Consider the following 16,209-nt stretch of genomic DNA (forward strand, 5'->3'; position numbering starts at 1 on the left):
CCTCAGTCGTCGCCGGTGACGCGCAGGATCTCTTCCAGCGTGGTCACCCCGCTGTCGACCCAACGCTGGCCGTCCTGGCGCAAGGTCCGCATGCCGGCACGCCCCGCCGCCTCGCGGAGGGCGGGCTCGCCCTGCCCTTCATGGATCAGCGCACGCACGCGATCGTCCACCACGAACAGCTCGTGGATGCCGGTTCGCCCCCGATAGCCGCTGTTGGCGCAGGCCGCGCAGCCCACCGCGCGCCACACGGTACGGCCGTCGCCATCCACCTCGGCACGCCGGCATTGCGTGCACAGCCGCCGCACCAGCCGCTGCGCCAGCACGCCGCGCAGCGACGAAGCCAGCAGGAACGGCTCCACGCCCATATCGGCCAGGCGGGTCACCGCCGAGATCGCGTCGTTGGTGTGCAGGGACGCCAGCACGCCATGGCCGGTCAGCGATGACTGCACCGCAATCTGTGCGGTCTCCAGGTCGCGGATCTCACCGATCATGATGGTGTCCGGATCCTGACGCAGAATCGCGCGCAGCGCGGTGCCAAAGCTCATGCCGATGCGCGCGTTGACCTGGATCTGGCCGATGCCGGCGAAGTCGTACTCCACCGGGTCTTCCACGGTGAGGATGTTGCTGGTGCTGCTGTCGAGCTGGCCCAGTGCGGCGTACAGCGACGTGGTCTTGCCGCTGCCGGTCGGCCCGGTGACCAGCACGATGCCGTGCGGCTGCCGGATCAACCCGGTAAACGTGGCCAGGGTGTCATCGGCCATGCCGAGTCGCTGCAGCTGCAGCCGGCCGGCATCCTTCTCCAGCAGGCGCAGCACAGCACGCTCACCATGCCCCGTCGGCACCGTGGAGACACGGATATCCAGCGGCCGCCCGCCCACGCGGATCGCGATGCGCCCGTCCTGTGGCAGGCGCTTCTCGGCAATATCCAGGTGCGCCATGATCTTGATGCGCGACACCAGCGCCGCGTGCAGCGCGCGCCGGGGCTGCACCATGTCGCGCAGGGTGCCGTCCACGCGGTAGCGCACCACCGAATGGGTCTCGAACGGCTCGATGTGCAGATCGCTGGCGCCATCGCGTGCAGCCTGTGCCAGCAGCGCGTTGATCATGCGGATCACCGGCGCATCGTCCTGCGCATCCAGCAGATCGGTGACCTCCGGCATGTCCTGCATCAGCCGGTCCAGATCGACTTCGCTTTCGGCGGCACCGACCACGGCAGCGGCATCACCGCCGTCACGGTACTGCTCACCCAACCGCTGCTGCCAGGTCGCGGCATCCAGTGTCTGGAACGGCAGCGGTCCATGCCGGCGGCGCAGCTCGGCCACGGCCCACGCCGCGGTGTCGGCGGTGCCCAGCAGCACCGGCTCGCCGCCGGCCTCGGACAGCATCACGCCATGGCTGCGCACCCAGGCGTACGGCAGCGGCGCGGCGGCGCTCACGGCCCAATCACCAGTTCCGGCGTGTAGCCCAGCCCGCGCAGCTGCTGCAATGCCGGGTCCAGCGTCGCCGGATCGCGCGGCAATCGCACGCGCAGGCGCTGCCCGCTCTCGCCCGGCATCGCTTCGGCATAGGCCTGCAAGCCCAGTGCCCGCACCTGCGCCACGCCCTGGCTGGCACGCGCCGGGTCCAGCCCCTGTGCGAACTGCACCAGCTGAGCATCGCCGTCACCGGCCGGATACAGCGCTGCCAGGCTGGTGTTCTGCAACGGCTGGCCCTGGCCATCGCGCGCATTGCCCTGGCCGAGCACAGACAGGTCCTGCGGCGGCAACTGCGGTGCCGACAGCGCCGGCAACGCCCAGCTCTGCACGGGTTGCGCACCGGCCTGCGCATTGCGCATGTAGTCGTAGCGGTCGCGGGTCAAACGCTGGCCGGCGGCGGGGTCACGCACCACGTGCGGGCGCAGGAACACCATCAGGTTGGTCTTGGAGCGCTTGCGCGTATCACTGCGGAACAGCGCCCCCAGCACCGGCAGCTTGCCCAGCCCCGGCACCGCATCACGACCGTGGCTGACGTTGTCCTCCAGCAGGCCACCCAGGACCATGATCTGGCCATCGTCCAGCAGCACGCTGGTATCCAGCGCACGCTTGTTGGTGATGATGCCGGCGGCACTGTTGGCACTCTGCGCGTCGATGCTGCTGACTTCCTGGTAGATGTCCAGCTTCACCGTGCCGCCCTCGGAAATCTGCGGGCGCACCCGCAGCTTCAGGCCCACGTCCTCGCGCACGATGGTCTGGAACGGGTTGTTGCTGCCACCACCGCCGTCGGTGACGTAGCGGCCGCTGACGAACGGCACGGTCTGGCCGACCATGATGCTGGCTGCCTCGTTGTCCAGCGTCATCAGGTTCGGCGTGGACAGGATGTTGGCGCCGCCCTTGCTCTGCAGCGCGTTGGCCAGCGCTTTCATGTTGAGGATCTGGCCGACACCGGGCAGGTTGATGGTGCCGTCGATCACGCCGATCTTCAGGCCATCCTTGGGCAGCACGTCCAGCGTGGTACGCGCGCCGGTATTGAGCCCGCTGCCGCCGGTGGCACCACCGAAGTGGGTGCCACCAAAGGTGCGTCCATTGCCCAGCATCCACTGCACGCCCAGCTCAGCCGCGTCGGTCTGGTTGACCTCCACGATCAGGCTTTCCACCAGCACCTGTGCACGGCGCTGGTCGAGCTGGTCGATCACACGCCGCAGGTTGCGGTACACCGGCTCCGGTGCCGAGATCAGCAGGGTATTGGTGGCCACGTCCGCCTGCACCGAGATGCCGTTCTGGCTGAAGCCGGTGCTTCCCGCATCGATCGGGTCACGGCGGCTCGGGTCCAGGCGCTGCGATTCCAGCGCATTGCCTCCGGTCTTGGCCTGCTGTGGCTGCGACGGCTGCGTTGGCGGGGAACGATTGGCGTCACCCGGCAGTGGCGTGATGCCTTCATTGCTGCCCATCGCTGGTGCATCGCTCTGCCCGGCCACCACGCCACGCAGCACACCGGCCAGCTGGTTGGCCTGGGCATTGCGCAGGTAGACCACATGCAGGTTGCCGGACTCGTCCTGCGCGCGGTCCAGCTTCTCCACCAGCTGACGCGCCAGGCGGGTGCGCCCGGGGCTGCTGGAACGCAGCAGCACGCTGTTGCTGCGCGGGTCAGCCATCACCACCACCTTCTGGGTGGGCTCGGCGCCCTGCGCATCCAGCAGCGGCGCGACCATCGCCGCGACGTCAACGGCAATCCCCTGCTGCAGCTTCACCACATCGGTATCCATGCCGGCCGGTGTATCGACGCTGGCGATCACCCGTGCGATGCGCTCCAGGTTGTCGGCGTAGTCGGTGATCACCAGGGTGTTGTTGCCTGGATTGGCGGTGATCGGATTGTCCGGACTGATCATCGGACGCAGCACCGCCACCAGCGCCGCTGCGTTCTCGTAGCGCAGCGCGAAGGTGCGGGTGGTCACCTCACCGCTGGCACCACCAGTGCCGACGCGTCCTCCCAACAGCTTGGCATCGGCCTGCGGCACCACCCGGCTGACGCCGCCGTTCTCTACCACGGCGAAGCCACGCATGCGCAGTGCGCCCAGCAGCAACTGGTAGGCCTGGGTACGGCTGACCGGGCCATCGGAAACCACTGTCATCTTGCCGGTCACCCGTGGGTCGACCAGGAACTGGCGGCCGGTGAAGCGTGCGGCCATGCGCAACACGCCACCGATATCGGTGTCGACCAGGTTCAACTGCACCGGCTCATCGCGGGCGTCCTGCGCCAGCACCGACGCCGGTGCGTGGGCCATGCACACGATCAAGGCCAGTGCGGTACTGCAGGCAAGGCTGCGCATCGCCCTCATGGATGGGCACCCACGTTGAGCGCCATCACGATGTTTCCGGAAATCCGCGCCGCCGGCATGTTCGCATCCCCTGTGCGTGTCAGTTGCAGCTGCTGCAGTTCGATGGCCGGATCGGCCAGCACGGGCAGCAGCCAGTTCCACAGCGCGTCAGCGGGCACCGCGTGCACCTGCAGGTGCCAACGCCCGTCGCGCGCTTCGATATGCAGTCCGTCGGCGAGGCCGGCTGACTTGATTCCATCACGCAACCCGGCCATCGTCGGGCGCTGCCCCTGCGTCTGCTGCTGGCGCTCGCGTGCCTGCAGCAGTGGTGCCAGTACACGCGCCTGTGCCTGCAGCCGCGGCAGCTCGGCCTGCCAGTGCGTGCGCTGCTTCAGCAGCGGCTCCAGCCACAACATCCACAGACCCGCCGCGAGCAGCGCCACCACCATCACCCACAGCATCAGCCGCTCGCGCGGTGGCAGGCGTTGCCAGCGTTGCTGCAGGCCTGCCAGTCCCTCGCCCAGTCGCAAGGTTCGGGTGGTCACTGTCCAGCCCCGTTCACCCGCAGGCGTCCACCGGCTTCGCGCGCCAGCTGCAGGCCCTGCGCCCGCACCGCCTGCTGCCAGCGTTCAAGTCGCTGTGGATCATCGGCCAATGCCTGGGCATCGGCATCCAGCTCCATGTCCAGCTGGCCCGGTTGGTAATGCAGGCTGCGCACCTGCCCCGCCAGCTCCGGGACCGCCTGCAGCGTGCTGGCAACCTGGCGCTGCAGCGGCGGCAATGGCGGCGCCGGCGGTGGCACCGCAAGTGCTCGCCTCGCCTGCAACACCGGGTCCACCACATCGGTGACCTCCGGGAAGCGTGCGCTGAACTGGCGTGCCATGTCCTGTTGCAGGGCCTCGCCCTCACTTCGCCACCGCGAGACCTGCAGCTGCAGACCGAGCGCGGCCAGCAACATCGCCGCCAATGCCAGCCCGATCGCAAGCCGCGGCGCTTGCTGGCTCGCCCCGGGCAGCGGCAATGACCAGTCTGGCAAGGGGCCAGAGGCCTGCCGTTCATGGGGGATGGCGGTGGCCGGCAGGCTGTCCGGCCACGTGGGCGGCACACCATCGATCCACTGCACGGCCTGCATGCCGGCCTGTTGCAGGCGCACTGCCAACGCATGCATCACCGCACAGGCATCACGTCCGCCATACCATTGAACGAAACCCCGGTCGCGCCCGCTGCGTACCAGCAGGTGCTCGCCGCTGGCCTGCAGCGTGGCATGACCGTCCTGCCAGGGCAGCAGCAGCGGCGTCGGATACAGCGCCTGCAACCGCAGTGCACACGAAGCCAGCAGCTGCTGCGCCTGCAGGAGCGCCTGCTGGCCCAGCCAGGCCACAGGAACCGTGCCGTCCGTCGCCTGCACACCGTGGGCCAGCGCTACCTCCTGCAGGTCATCCAGCAGCATCGCCTCCACCTCACCCTGCAGCGCCGACTGCAGACGGCGCCCGGACAACGGTGGCAACTGCAGTTCCAGCAGGATCAGGTCGTTCGGATCGAGGCAGGCATGCACCGCAGCCTGCGGATGGCGCAGGCCCAGCGCCGCCAGCGTGTCGCGGCCGTGAGCCAGCACCTCGCCCTTGTGCAGCTGCGCCCAGTCCACCGCGCTGTCGGCGCGCAGACGCTCAAGCGCCGGCAAGCGCACCCGAAGCTGCACGGTCATGCGCCGATCCTCGTCCACACGCGTTGCACACGCACGCCATCGTCGCGGTACTCGCGCCAGAGCAGCGCGCGAAAATCAACCGCGCTGCCGTCAGCCTGCACCTGGCCGACTGCCATGAACCACTCGCTATGGATACCCAGGGGAAGCACGGCCATCTGTTCGTTGCTCAGTTGAAGTCGATTGGCGATGTCGCCGCGGTTGAGCAGCCAATGACCGCCGTCGCGCTCACCGAGCAGCGCCTGCAGCCGTGCGGGCTCGACCGCAGGCGTCACCGCCTGCAGAACGCTCAGGTCGCTGGTATTGGCGTTGACCAGGGTCTGCGCCGGCAGCACCACGGTGCGTCGCGCCAGCGCCTGCAGTGCCACCGGATCGGCACCGGCCAGTGCCTGCGCGATCAGTGATTCGCGCGGCAGTGGGGCCTGTGCCTGGATGTCACCGTCGCGCAGGCGCGCCTGGATGTGGTCCGCCGCGGATGCGCAGGCACCCTGGCCCAGCCCCTGTGCAGCACACAACGCGATGAACGCGCGCCGCGCCTCGGGGTCCGGCCTGCCATGTGCCAGCAGGTTGCGCAGGTTGAACATCGACTGCGCATCGACCAGTTGCAGCTGCACCGGCAACGGCGCCTGCAGTTCCAACGGGCGCGCCCAGCGCCCGCTGCGCACCGTGGTCAGCTGTTCCTTTACATCCTCACGCAGCTGCTGCGCCGCACGCTCCAGCGTTGCGTCCACCGCCATGCGCACCTGCGCGCGTAGCTGGTCACCACGCAGCGCACGCAACTGGGCCGACTGCCGGGTCAGCAGTGCCGTGGCAATCACCGCCACCAGTGCCACCACAAGCAGGGCGACGATCACCGCCATGCCACGCTGGCGGGTGCACGAGACCGAACGCGTCCGGGCTGTCATCAGCACGCCTCACAGCTGCCAGGAGCCGATATCCGCGTTTCCGGCGTCGCCACCGGGCTTGCTGTCCGCCCCCAGCGAGAACACATCGACGTCGCCATGGGTTCCGGGAATCTGGTACTGGTACGGATGGCCCCATGGGTCATTCGGCAGGCGATCCAGGTACGGCGTCACCGGCAACCCACCGCTGCCCTGCGGCGGCTTCACCAGCGCCTGCAGGCCCTGCTCGGCACTGGGATAGCGACCGTTGTCCAGCTTGAACAGCTTCAAGGCCTGCATCAATGCGGCGATGTCCTGGCGCGCCGCCACCACGCGTGCCTGGTCGGGACGGTCCATCAACCGCGGCACGATCAGCGCGGCGAGGATGCCGATGATCACCACCACCACCATGATCTCGATCAGGCTGAAACCCTTCTGCCGAGCTTTGCGACCACGAACCTGCCTTGCCATTGTTCCGCCCTCGTCATCCTGGAAGAGACCGCTGCGCCATGGTCAGCGGTGCATGTGTCAGTACGATAAACATCCGCCGGCAATTCGCTGCGCGTGTGCCTGTACGGGCGCAACACGCGCAGCCGGCGCACATGCAGACTCGAGCAGGTGCCGCGGCACGCCGGCCAGCGCATCGTCGATGCAGCCGCGCAGCAATGGGTGCGCACAGGCCTGCAGCAGCCGCACGCACTGCATCGGCGACCACGCTGTTCCATGATCGAGGCCGATGAACATCCGATAGGCCTGGTGATAGCGCAGGTCGTCGTACACGCGCTGGGCACTATTCAGATCGCGCATGACCACCAGCAGGGCCGCGCGTTGCAGCAGCCGCGCATCGCCTGCATCAAGCGGCAGCGGGCTCATGGCCGCTTCGGGCCAGGGCCGCAGCTGCAGATCGATGGCTTTTCGCAGCGCCACCAGTGGGTGCGCACTACCATCCAGTGCCGCCCAGCGCGCCGCATCTGCCCAGGCATCACTGGACAGCACCCAGACCCAGGAGTGCCCATAGCGCTGCACGTTCAATGGCGTATGCCGCGCCTGCTCCAGTGACTGGCTCAGGTGACGATCCAGCTCCAGCATGCTGATCCTGCGACTGTCTGCCATCGGCGCCGCCCGTGCTCCGCGACGCGTGGTGCGCCGTACTCTGGAGAAGACGTCAGCAAGGCAGGTGAAGCGACAGCGCACATGCAGCTCTGTGCGCTGCGTGGCGCTTCATCGCCAACGTCATCGCAGCGTCATCTGCCTGCAGGCTTCGCGCTCCAGTCGCGGTGCGTCGCCCCCGCAACGGCGCGCCAGTATCGCCACATCGCTGCGCGCGGCGAACGCGGCCAGCGCATCGGTCATCTCCGCGTCATCGCACCATGACCCCATCGCAACGCGCAGCGCCGGCAATTGCCAGCTGTCCATCACACCGTGGGTACCGGCCACGAACCAGTGCCACAGCCGATGGTGCAGCACCTGCTCATGCAGCTGCGCCAGATCCCCGATGCCATGCATGTCCATCAGCAACAGCGCACGAGCAAGCGCCGCAGGCGGCAACGCACCGGTTTCAGCCAGTGGCAACACCTGCTGCTGCAGGCGCAACAGCATCGCCAGCGGGTGCGACTGCGGATCGAAGTCCAGCAGCACAGCCTTTTCCTGCCACTGCGCGTCGGACACCACGCACACCCATGGCGATCCGTAGCGGTGCACCATCAACGGCCGTCGCTGGGTTGTTTCCAGCAACGCCGACAGATTGCGACGCAGATCCAGCACGCCGATGGTCTCGTTGCGCATCCTTGGCTTCTCCTTGCTTGCAACAGCCCTGCGCGGTGCGCACGGCCAGCGTCTTCATCTATCCAAGGACGGCGATGCCACCCGGAAAGCGACGCAGATCCAGCGACATCGTCAGTCGCAGTTGCTCCAGCGCCGCATCCGGGTCATCGATGCGGAAGCGACCGCTGACCGGCGCGCGCGCCAATGCCGATTCACCCAACAGCACCTTGCCACGACGATAACGGTTGATCTCGTCCACCACCTCGCGCAGCGGTGCGCGACGGAACACCAGCATGCCCTCGGTCCACGCACTCACTTCCGAGGCCACAGCCTCGGTCACCACACCACTGAGGCGCTCGTCGTACTGGGTCTGCTGGCCCGGCTGCAGCTGCAGCCGGCCCTGCGGATGCTCGATGCGGGCACTGCCCTGCAGGCAGGTCACCCGCACCTGGCCATGGGTGTTGCGTACGTCCAGGCGCACCGCTCCCTCATCGGCAATCACGCAGCCCGGGCCCGCGAACAACGCCAGGCGCAGGCCGGCCTGGGTCTCGATCGCGGCCTGGCCCTGCACCAGCTCGAAGCCTTCGCCCTGCGTGTCGGCGCGGCGGCGCAGGCTGCTCTGCGTATCCAGTTCGATCTTCAGCTGCGGCAAGGGTGCAATCTGCAGCCGTTCACCGGTGCCGGTGTGGAAATCGGCCGCCATCGCCGTCACCGAGGGCCATAATCCCAGCGGCGGACGGATCGCCGCCACCACCACCAGACTGGCCGGCGCGGCAATCGCCGCGCCCAGGAAGGCACGCCGGCTCCAGCGCTGGGCCGGCGACGGCGCGACCGGTTGGCGCGCGGCGGCGGGCAGCTGCCCGCCGGCCAGCCGCACCTGCTCCCACTGCCGGCGCGCACGTCCGAACGCTTCACGATGACGCGGGTCGGACTCGCACCACGCGCGGAACCGGCGCCCGTCGGCGGCGGTCGCCTCGCCCGAGGTCAGCCGCACCACCCACGCGTGCGCCTGACGCTCAACGGCATCCAACGGGCGTTGCGGGCGATCGTCAGGATCCATGGGGGCTCATGCCGGACCCGCACGCTGCGGGGTTCTGCTCGGCGTCAAAGTGTAGACGGATGCCGTCGCTCAGAACCGCACCTGGCGCCCCTGCCCGCTGCGCTCGGCCAGGTAGTCCTGGGCCGCCTTCAGCTCACGCTGCACCAGTCGCAGCGACACACCGAGGTGGTCGGCCACGTCGCGCTGCTGCAGGCCGTCGACACGGATCGCCAGCAGGATGCGGCGACGACGCTCGGGCATGCGCTGCAGCAGGCCGACCATGTCTTCCAGCGCGAAGTCCAGTTCGGCCGCCTGCGCCGGGCCGGGTGCCGGGTCGGCCATGTCCATCAGCGTATCCACCTCCTCCAGGCTCAGCAGGCGGTGGTCAGCACGTTGGCGGTCGATCACGGTGTTCATTGCCATGCGCAGCAGGTAGGCCGCGGGGTTCTGCACGGCGTCCAGGCGGTCACGGCGCGCGCTCAGGCGCATCCAGGTGTCCTGCAACGCGTCGCCAGCCAGCTCTTCCGAGCCCAGCTTGCGCACCAGCCGGCGCTTCAACTCATCGTAGGCACCCAGAAGGTGGTCCATCAGGTCAACTGCCCCAGCCGTACCGTTGCTCATGTTCGAATCCTTGAAGTCATGGAAGGGGCGCGCGCCCGCCACAGTCGTGGTCGGTGCCGGAAGGACGGATCTGCAGCGTCACCGGCTGTGGCAGCGCAGCGGCATCGGGCGCCAGCACCAGGCCCTGCAGCGCCTGCAGCAGGCGCGCATCGCGGCGGGCGCTGCCACTGCCTGACAGCAGCTCGGGCTCGCTCACCTGGCCCGCGCCGTCGATGCGGAAGCGCAGCGTCGCGGCATAGCGGCCGGGCGCGATCTCGGGGGCGTCGCAGAACGCCGCGCGCAGCCGCTGTTGCAGGCCGCCATAACGACGCCGACGTTCGGCCTCGGGAAGTTCGGCACCAACACCGGGTTCGGCGGCCGAGGGCATGCCCCGACGCAGCACCACGCGCTGCTCGCCGATCACCTCGGCCTCGACGCCGGAGTCCTGCAGCAGCGCCTGCAGGGCGGGCAGCGGCGGCAGGCTGGCGCGCAGCGCATGGCTGCTGCGACCCGCGGCAAGATCGCCCGGGTACATCACCGACCACCCGCTGATGACGCTGAAGCGCTCGACCGCCTGTTCCAGCGGCTGCGCAGGGATGTCGTAGGCATGAACACCGTCCTGCGCGGCGGCGGCAAAGGACAGCAGCAGCCATGCGGCGATGGCCACCTTCCAAGTTCTGACCGCATGGTGTCCATTCAGCCCCCTGACGTAGAACACATGACCCTCGGCAGCGACAGCAGCTGCAGTGGACGCGCACCACGACCGGAACCCCGGCCCGCGCGCGACCCGCAAGCGGGCTCAAAACGTACCGGTGCCAGATGTCATTGCGATGACCGCCGCCACGGCTGACGCCGAGGCAGACTCCGTGGAGCCAGTCATGCATCAGGAATCAATGAACCGAGCAGACAGGTTCATCTGCGCACGGGATCCGACCCCGACAGATCGCGGAAGCTGTCAGGCGGGGGGGCGGTATGGCCAGGCAGGACCGTTGGCGCCATGGATGGCGCCATCGAGCCCCCAAGGAAGGGTTTACGGCGTGTCCTGCCTGGCCACACCGCCCCGCCGCCCCACGGAGCATCGCTGTTGCTGTTGCTGTTGCTGTTGCTGTTGCTCCTGAGGTTGCCGGCCAGCGGCCGGCACTACCCGCGGGTGCCGGGTGCAACCCGGCCGCAAACCCCACCGCTCAAAGCGGCAACTGGGTCGTCTGCTTGATCCGCTGCATCGGAATCTCGGTCTTGGTGTTCTGCACCCCGGCAATCCGGTTCAGGTGCTGCATCTGGAACTGCCGGTAGGCATCAAGGTCCGCCACCGCCACCCGCAGCAGGAAATCGCAGTCACCCGCCATCAGATGGCATTCAAGCACTTCCGGGAAAGACTTGATGCTGTTGATGAAGTGGTTGGTGGTGTCCTCGTCCTGCCCGCGCAGCCAGACCCGCACGAACACCGTGAAGCCACGGCCCACCTTGGCCTCATTCAGCAGGGCAACGTAGCGGTCGATGTAGCCGCCCTCCTCCAGCAGCCGTACCCGCCGCAGGCAGGCCGACGGCGACAGCCCGACCAGCCGGGCCAGCTCCAGGTTCTGCAGGCGGCCGTCGCGCTGCAGGGCGTCGAGGATGCGCCGATCGAGGTTGTCGAGTTGATACTGCATGCAATTTCGCCCTGGACGCCTTCAGCCGCATGAAATTTCAATCATCCAGAATCCAGTGGCATCAACGCAACCCGATTTCGCGATTGGACCGCTAGCATGGGCCACCCCCACCTTGTTGTGCCGTTCGATGGACGCCCGTACCACCCTCCCCCTGCCCGACACCTGCGATACCGCCCCGCGTGCCGAATTCCTGCGCGGCCTGCGTGCCGCCGTGCCGGTGATGATCGGCTTCATTCCCTTCGCCCTGGTGCTCGGCGCCCAGGCCGCCCAGAAGGGCCTGAGCGCACTCGAAGTGCCGCTGATGACCGGCCTCAACTTCGCTGGCGGCTCGGAGTTCGCCGCCGTCGAACTGTGGACCTCGCCGCCGCATATCGCACTGATCGTGGCGATCACCGCGCTGGTCAACAGCCGCCACCTGCTGATGGGCGCCAGCCTGGCCCCGCTGCTGCAGCATCTGCCGCGCCGCCGGGTGCTGCCGGCGCTGTTCTTCATGTGCGACGAGAGCTGGGCGATGGGCGTGGCCGATGCGCGCCGCCGTGCGCTCGGCTTCAGCCTGGCCTATTACCTGGGCGTTTCGGCAGGGCTGTACACGGTCTGGGTGGCCTGCACGGCACTGGGCGCGATCGTCGGCCCGATGTTGGGCGACATCCATGCCTACGGTTTCGACATGGCCTTCCCTGCGGTATTCCTGGTGCTGCTGCGCAGCATGTGGCAGGGCATGAAGGCAGCACGGCCGTGGCTGGTCAGCCTGATCGTGGCCGCCGCCACCTACCTGCTGATCCCGGGCGCGTGGTACGTGGCCAGCGGCGCACTGGCCGGCCTGGCGGCCGCCTGGCTGCTGGCGGAGGACGCGGAATGATCTTCAATGGACTGATCCACTGGACCTCGGTGCTGACCATCGTGCTGATGGCCGCCGCCACTTACCTGACCCGCATCGTCGGCTTCCTCGCGCTGCGCAACCGCACGTTGAGCAAGCGCGCCGTGACGGTGATGGAAGCTGCGCCGGGCTGCGTGCTGATCTCGGTGATCGCCCCGGACTTCGTCGCCGACAAGCCCGCCGACCTCGGCGCGCTGGCGATCACCCTGCTGGCCGCCACGCGGCTGTCGATGCTGCCGACGGTGCTGATCGGCGTGGCCTCGGCCGGCGTGCTGCGCTATCTGATGGGCTGAGGCGCTCACCCCTCCTGTAGAGCCGAGCCCACGCTCGGCTTGTGCGAACGGCAGCCGAGCATGGGCTCGGCTCTACAGTTCGAACCCGCGCCTGCGACACCCGGTCGCAGTCCATCGCGCCACCCGCTTGATCAATGTCAAACCGCCCGCCGCCGCGCGGGCGTATTTCTATGCAGGACCCGAACACGCCGGCGCTGCCGGCATCCACAAGGACCCTGCGATGAGCTACACCCCCGACAACGTCCAGCTTCTGAACGCCATGCAGAACGTCATGGTGATCTCCACCACCGACCTGCAGGGCAATATCACCTATGCCAACGACCTGTTCTGCACGCTCACCGGCTTCGCCCGCGAGGAACTGATCGGCCAGCCGCACAGCATCGTGCGCCACCCGGATGTGCCCAAGGCGGTCTACAAGGACATGTGGGACACCATCAAGGCCGGCAAGACCTGGACCGGCATCGTGCCCAACCTCGGCAAGGGCGGCGTGCTCTATGTGGTCGATACCACCGTGCAGCCGCTGTTCGACGCCGACGGCAACATCACCTCGTACATCAGCATCCGCCGCGTGGTGAACGACCTGATGCAGAACTACGACCTGGTCGAGTTCAGCAAGGAAAAGTTCGACGACTTCTACGAGGCCGCGTGAACGCCCTCCCGGCCAGTACGCCCTTCAGCCGCCTGCTGGTGGGTTTCGCGTCCGAGTCGGGCAACGCCCGCGCCCTGGCCCAGCGCCTTGGCGCGGACCTGCAGCCGCACGGGCCGCAGGTGCTCCCGTTCAACGACATCGACGTAGCCAGCCTCGGCCACGGCGATGTGCTGCTGGCGATCTCCAGCTCGTTCGGCGATGGCGAACCGCCGGCCAATGGCGAGCAGTTCTTCGAAACACTGCGCCAGACCCCGACGCTGCGCGGCCTGCGCTATGCGGTGTTCGGCCTGGGTGACACCGGCTACCCCAGTTTCTGCGGCTTCACCAAGGCGCTGGATGTTGCACTAAGCGAGCGCCAGGCCCAGCCTCTACTGCACCGAGTGGACGCCGATCTGGGCTACGAGCAGTTCTTCCAGCAATGGCAGCCGGTGCTGGGCCAGGTGCTGGAGGGTGACCTCAGCGCTGGCCAGGACCTGCGCCTGCAGGTCACCGCCTATGGCGAAGACAATGCCTTTGCCGCCCCCATTCTCGAACGTCGCCGCTTGAACAGCAGCGACCCGGCCGCCTGGCACCTGCAGTTGGACATTGCCGGCAGTGGCATGGCCTACCGCGCGGGCGACACCCTGCACGTGGTACCCGAGAACGACCCTGCCCTGCTGCAGGCATTGACCACCTGGTACGGCGACACCACCGCCGTGGCCGCCCTGCATGACCGCGAGCTGCGCCTGCTGAGCAAGGGGGTGCTGCGCGAAGTGGCCCGGCTCAGTGGCAGCGAATTGCTGAAGGACCTGTTGAAGGTCAGCCAGAAGCGCGAACTGGACGCCTACCTGCACGGCCTGGACCTGCTGGATGTGCTGCAGGACCACGCCACGCCGGACAGCGTGCCGCTGGCCCGGTTGCGCGAACTGCTGTCACCGCGGCTGCCGCGCGCCTATTCCATCGCCTCGCACCCGTGCGACGACCAGCTGAGCCTATGCGTGCGCGAAGTGCGCTACACCCTGCGCGGCCGCGAACGCTTCGGCACTGCCACCGGCAGCCTGCTGCATGGCGGCGACCATGCCCGTGTGTACTGCCGCTCCAACCCCGGCTTCCACCTGCCCGATACGGGCGAGGCGCCGCTGCTGCTGGTCGGCACCGGCACCGGCATCGCGCCCTTGATGGGCCTGATGCAGGAACTGCAGGCCAACGCCTGCGAACGTGAAGTGCACCTGGTGTTCGGCGAGAAGCATCGCCAGCACGACTACCTGTACCGCGACCAGCTGCAGGACTGGCACACGCGTGGCGTGCTGGCCGGACTGCATACCGCGTTCTCGCGCGATGGCACCGAAAAGGTCTATGTGCAGCATGTGCTGCAGCAGCGCGCCAGCGAAGTGCGCGACGTCCTGGCCCGCGGTGGGCATCTGTACCTGTGCGGCAGCAAGCGCCACCTGGAAGGCGCGGTGCGCGAGGCCATCGATGCCGTCGCCGGTGCAGGGCAATGGGACGCGCTGCGGAATGAAGGCCGCACGCACTGTGAACTGTATTGATCCGTTGATCCTGTAGAGCCGAGCCCACGCTCGGCTGCTGTTGGCGGTGTCGCGCAGAGCAGCCGAGCATGGGCTCGGCTCTACAGGTGCAGGTCAATCGCCGACGATGCGGCCGTCGACCACGCGCGCCACCTGCTGGCCGAACATGGCCACGTCCTGCGGGTCGTGGCTGATCAGCAACAACGGGATGCCGGTCCGGTCCAACACGGTTTCCAGCTCCTGGCGCAGGTGCTGGCGCAGGTCGTGGTCCAGTGCGGAGAACGGCTCATCCAGCAGCAGCGCCTGCGGCTGCGTCACCAGGGCGCGCGCCAATGCAGTGCGCTGGCGCTGGCCACCGGAGACCTGCGAGGGCAGCAGATCGCCCACCGTGTCGATGCGGAATGCGTGCAGCCACTGCTCCACCGCATCGAAGCGCTGGCGCGCGCGCGGATTCAACCACCCGCGCTCCAGCCCGAACGCCACGTTCTGGCGCACGCTCAGGTGCGGGAACAACGCGTAATCCTGGAACACGTAGCCCAGCCGGCGGCGCTGCGGCGGCAGATCCACGCCGTTGGCCGCATCGAACAAGGTCTGCCCCTGCACGCGCACATGTCCCTGCCCGGGCCGCAGCAGCCCGGCCACCGCCTTCAGCGTCAGGCTCTTGCCCGCGCCCGAAGGCCCGAACAGCACCACCTGGCGCTGCGTGCACTGCAGCGATACGTCCAACACGAAATCCTGGCCGGCCGCTTGCAGGCGGCGCTGCACCTGCAGGTCAAGCCACATCACGCAGCTCCCGGCGACGTCCGCCCACCAGCCGCGCAGCCAGCAACAGGATCACGATGCAGACCACCGAGGTCAGGATCACCAGCGCATTGGCCCTGCCATCCTGACCGGCCTGCACCGCCTCGTAGATGGCAATCGACAGCGTCTGCGTCCGGCCGGGAATGCTGCCCGCCACCATCAGCGTCGCGCCGAACTCGCCCATCGCGCGTGCAAACGCCAGCAACAGACCGGCAAGAATGCCACGCCAGGCCAGTGGCAGCGTGATGCGGAAGAACACCGCCGCTTCGGACACTCCGAGCGTGCGTGCGGCCTGCTCCAGCTGCCCGTCCACTTCCTCGAACGCCGCGCGCGCCGGCTTGAACACCAGCGGCAACGAGGCCACCGCCGCCGCAATCACCGCGGCCTGCCAGGTGAACACCAGGTTGATGCCGAACCACGATTGCAGCCATGCACCGACTGGGCCGTTGCGACCGATCAGTACCAGCAGGTAGTAGCCCAGCACCGTTGGTGGCAGCACCATCGGCAGGGTCAGCAGCGAATCCAGCAGCTCACGGCCTGGAAAGCGCCGACGGGCCAGCAGCGCGCCCAGTGCTACGCCCAGCACCAGGTTGATCGCGGTGGCCCAGCCGGCCACCTTCAGCGACAACCCCAATGCGCTCCAGTCCAGATCCATG

The 16,209-nt window shown here is 68.1% G+C and carries 18 protein-coding genes; 4 read left to right on the forward strand and 14 right to left on the reverse strand.

Translation table 11 applies throughout. The features are described 5' to 3' along the window. Positions 1-2 precede the first annotated feature (2 nt). The 12 genes from gspE to AC5P6E_RS06545 form a co-directional block, all read right to left on the reverse strand. On the reverse strand, positions 3-1,436 hold the full coding sequence (gene gspE, locus AC5P6E_RS06490) for a type II secretion system ATPase GspE (RefSeq protein ID WP_395136085.1): 1,434 nt from the start codon (positions 1,434-1,436) through the stop codon (positions 3-5). Further along, positions 1,433-3,814, reverse strand: coding sequence for a type II secretion system secretin GspD (gene gspD / locus AC5P6E_RS06495; RefSeq protein WP_495230792.1), 2,382 nt, complete (start codon positions 3,812-3,814; stop codon positions 1,433-1,435). The genes gspE and gspD overlap by 4 nt, the downstream gene beginning before the upstream one ends. After that, positions 3,811-4,338: a type II secretion system protein M gene (locus AC5P6E_RS06500; RefSeq protein ID WP_019337770.1), complete on the reverse strand. Its 528-nt coding sequence runs from the start codon at positions 4,336-4,338 to the stop codon at positions 3,811-3,813. Before AC5P6E_RS06500 ends, gspD begins: the two co-directional genes overlap by 4 nt. Beyond that, complete coding sequence (gspL, locus tag AC5P6E_RS06505) at positions 4,335-5,498, reverse strand: type II secretion system protein GspL (protein ID WP_495230793.1); 1,164 nt, start codon at positions 5,496-5,498, stop codon at positions 4,335-4,337. The genes AC5P6E_RS06500 and gspL overlap by 4 nt, the downstream gene beginning before the upstream one ends. Then, positions 5,495-6,400: a type II secretion system minor pseudopilin GspK gene (gene gspK, locus AC5P6E_RS06510; RefSeq protein ID WP_043452008.1), complete on the reverse strand. Its 906-nt coding sequence runs from the start codon at positions 6,398-6,400 to the stop codon at positions 5,495-5,497. The genes gspL and gspK overlap by 4 nt, the downstream gene beginning before the upstream one ends. 9 nt (positions 6,401-6,409) lie before the next feature. Then, positions 6,410-6,847, reverse strand: coding sequence for a type II secretion system major pseudopilin GspG (gene gspG / locus AC5P6E_RS06515; protein ID WP_019337773.1), 438 nt, complete (start codon positions 6,845-6,847; stop codon positions 6,410-6,412). Positions 6,848-6,904: 57 nt separating this feature from the next. Next, entirely contained in the window at positions 6,905-7,489 is a 585-nt protein-coding gene (locus tag AC5P6E_RS06520) for a hypothetical protein (protein ID WP_019337774.1), read from the reverse strand. A gap of 120 nt (positions 7,490-7,609) precedes the next feature. After that, entirely contained in the window at positions 7,610-8,161 is a 552-nt protein-coding gene (locus AC5P6E_RS06525) for a hypothetical protein (RefSeq protein WP_019337775.1), read from the reverse strand. A gap of 58 nt (positions 8,162-8,219) precedes the next feature. Continuing rightward, entirely contained in the window at positions 8,220-9,200 is a 981-nt protein-coding gene (locus AC5P6E_RS06530; protein WP_262088734.1) for a FecR family protein, read from the reverse strand. Between the two features lie 69 nt (positions 9,201-9,269). Then, positions 9,270-9,800 (reverse strand): RNA polymerase sigma factor, encoded by a 531-nt coding sequence (locus AC5P6E_RS06535; protein ID WP_019337777.1) that lies wholly within the window; start codon positions 9,798-9,800, stop codon positions 9,270-9,272. 16 nt (positions 9,801-9,816) lie between these two features. Beyond that, positions 9,817-10,497 carry a TonB C-terminal domain-containing protein gene (locus AC5P6E_RS06540; protein WP_197653922.1) on the reverse strand — a complete coding sequence of 227 codons (681 nt, stop codon included), beginning with the start codon at positions 10,495-10,497 and terminating at the stop codon, positions 9,817-9,819. Between the two features lie 466 nt (positions 10,498-10,963). Continuing rightward, complete coding sequence (locus AC5P6E_RS06545) at positions 10,964-11,428, reverse strand: Lrp/AsnC family transcriptional regulator (protein WP_005413654.1); 465 nt, start codon at positions 11,426-11,428, stop codon at positions 10,964-10,966. 127 nt (positions 11,429-11,555) lie between these two features. On the opposite strand from AC5P6E_RS06545, the gene AC5P6E_RS06550 reads away from it, so the two are divergent. From AC5P6E_RS06550 to AC5P6E_RS06565, 4 genes are all read left to right on the forward strand, one after another. After that, positions 11,556-12,287: an AzlC family ABC transporter permease gene (locus AC5P6E_RS06550; RefSeq protein WP_019337799.1), complete on the forward strand. Its 732-nt coding sequence runs from the start codon at positions 11,556-11,558 to the stop codon at positions 12,285-12,287. Next, entirely contained in the window at positions 12,284-12,598 is a 315-nt protein-coding gene (locus AC5P6E_RS06555) for an AzlD family protein (protein WP_019337800.1), read from the forward strand. The genes AC5P6E_RS06550 and AC5P6E_RS06555 overlap by 4 nt, the downstream gene beginning before the upstream one ends. 220 nt (positions 12,599-12,818) lie before the next feature. Further along, positions 12,819-13,247 carry a PAS domain-containing protein gene (locus tag AC5P6E_RS06560; protein ID WP_010485321.1) on the forward strand — a complete coding sequence of 143 codons (429 nt, stop codon included), beginning with the start codon at positions 12,819-12,821 and terminating at the stop codon, positions 13,245-13,247. Beyond that, positions 13,244-14,773 carry a flavodoxin domain-containing protein gene (locus AC5P6E_RS06565; protein ID WP_019337802.1) on the forward strand — a complete coding sequence of 510 codons (1,530 nt, stop codon included), beginning with the start codon at positions 13,244-13,246 and terminating at the stop codon, positions 14,771-14,773. Before AC5P6E_RS06560 ends, AC5P6E_RS06565 begins: the two co-directional genes overlap by 4 nt. A 93-nt stretch (positions 14,774-14,866) precedes the next feature. Here AC5P6E_RS06565 and AC5P6E_RS06570 read toward each other — a convergent pair whose 3' ends face one another. Then, a complete protein-coding gene (locus AC5P6E_RS06570) occupies positions 14,867-15,535 on the reverse strand; it encodes an ATP-binding cassette domain-containing protein (RefSeq protein ID WP_049409457.1) in 669 nt (222 codons plus the stop codon). Beyond that, the gene (gene modB / locus AC5P6E_RS06575) at positions 15,525-16,208 is read right to left on the reverse strand and encodes a molybdate ABC transporter permease subunit (protein WP_019337804.1); all 684 of its coding nucleotides are present in this window, start codon (positions 16,206-16,208) and stop codon (positions 15,525-15,527) included. The genes AC5P6E_RS06570 and modB overlap by 11 nt, the downstream gene beginning before the upstream one ends. Position 16,209: the final 1 nt, after the last annotated feature.

Source organism: Stenotrophomonas sp. YJH_SMC_16, assembly GCF_059367875.1.

What these genes read in the sequence shown, in the direction of transcription:
- AC5P6E_RS06535 (WP_019337777.1), bottom strand. Translation starts at nt 9,800, where the DNA reads ATGAGCAACGGTACGGCTGGGGCAGTTGACCTGATGGACCACCTTCTG.
- gspL (WP_495230793.1), bottom strand. Translation starts at nt 5,498, where the DNA reads ATGACCGTGCAGCTTCGGGTGCGCTTGCCGGCGCTTGAGCGTCTGCGC.
- modB (WP_019337804.1), bottom strand. Translation starts at nt 16,208, where the DNA reads ATGGATCTGGACTGGAGCGCATTGGGGTTGTCGCTGAAGGTGGCCGGC.
- gspG (WP_019337773.1), bottom strand. Translation starts at nt 6,847, where the DNA reads ATGGCAAGGCAGGTTCGTGGTCGCAAAGCTCGGCAGAAGGGTTTCAGC.
- AC5P6E_RS06520 (WP_019337774.1), bottom strand. Translation starts at nt 7,489, where the DNA reads ATGGCAGACAGTCGCAGGATCAGCATGCTGGAGCTGGATCGTCACCTG.
- gspK (WP_043452008.1), bottom strand. Translation starts at nt 6,400, where the DNA reads ATGACAGCCCGGACGCGTTCGGTCTCGTGCACCCGCCAGCGTGGCATG.
- AC5P6E_RS06560 (WP_010485321.1), top strand. Translation starts at nt 12,819, where the DNA reads ATGAGCTACACCCCCGACAACGTCCAGCTTCTGAACGCCATGCAGAAC.
- AC5P6E_RS06525 (WP_019337775.1), bottom strand. Translation starts at nt 8,161, where the DNA reads ATGCGCAACGAGACCATCGGCGTGCTGGATCTGCGTCGCAATCTGTCG.
- AC5P6E_RS06555 (WP_019337800.1), top strand. Translation starts at nt 12,284, where the DNA reads ATGATCTTCAATGGACTGATCCACTGGACCTCGGTGCTGACCATCGTG.
- AC5P6E_RS06550 (WP_019337799.1), top strand. Translation starts at nt 11,556, where the DNA reads ATGGACGCCCGTACCACCCTCCCCCTGCCCGACACCTGCGATACCGCC.
- AC5P6E_RS06570 (WP_049409457.1), bottom strand. Translation starts at nt 15,535, where the DNA reads ATGTGGCTTGACCTGCAGGTGCAGCGCCGCCTGCAAGCGGCCGGCCAG.
- gspD (WP_495230792.1), bottom strand. Translation starts at nt 3,814, where the DNA reads ATGAGGGCGATGCGCAGCCTTGCCTGCAGTACCGCACTGGCCTTGATC.
- AC5P6E_RS06530 (WP_262088734.1), bottom strand. Translation starts at nt 9,200, where the DNA reads ATGGATCCTGACGATCGCCCGCAACGCCCGTTGGATGCCGTTGAGCGT.
- AC5P6E_RS06545 (WP_005413654.1), bottom strand. Translation starts at nt 11,428, where the DNA reads ATGCAGTATCAACTCGACAACCTCGATCGGCGCATCCTCGACGCCCTG.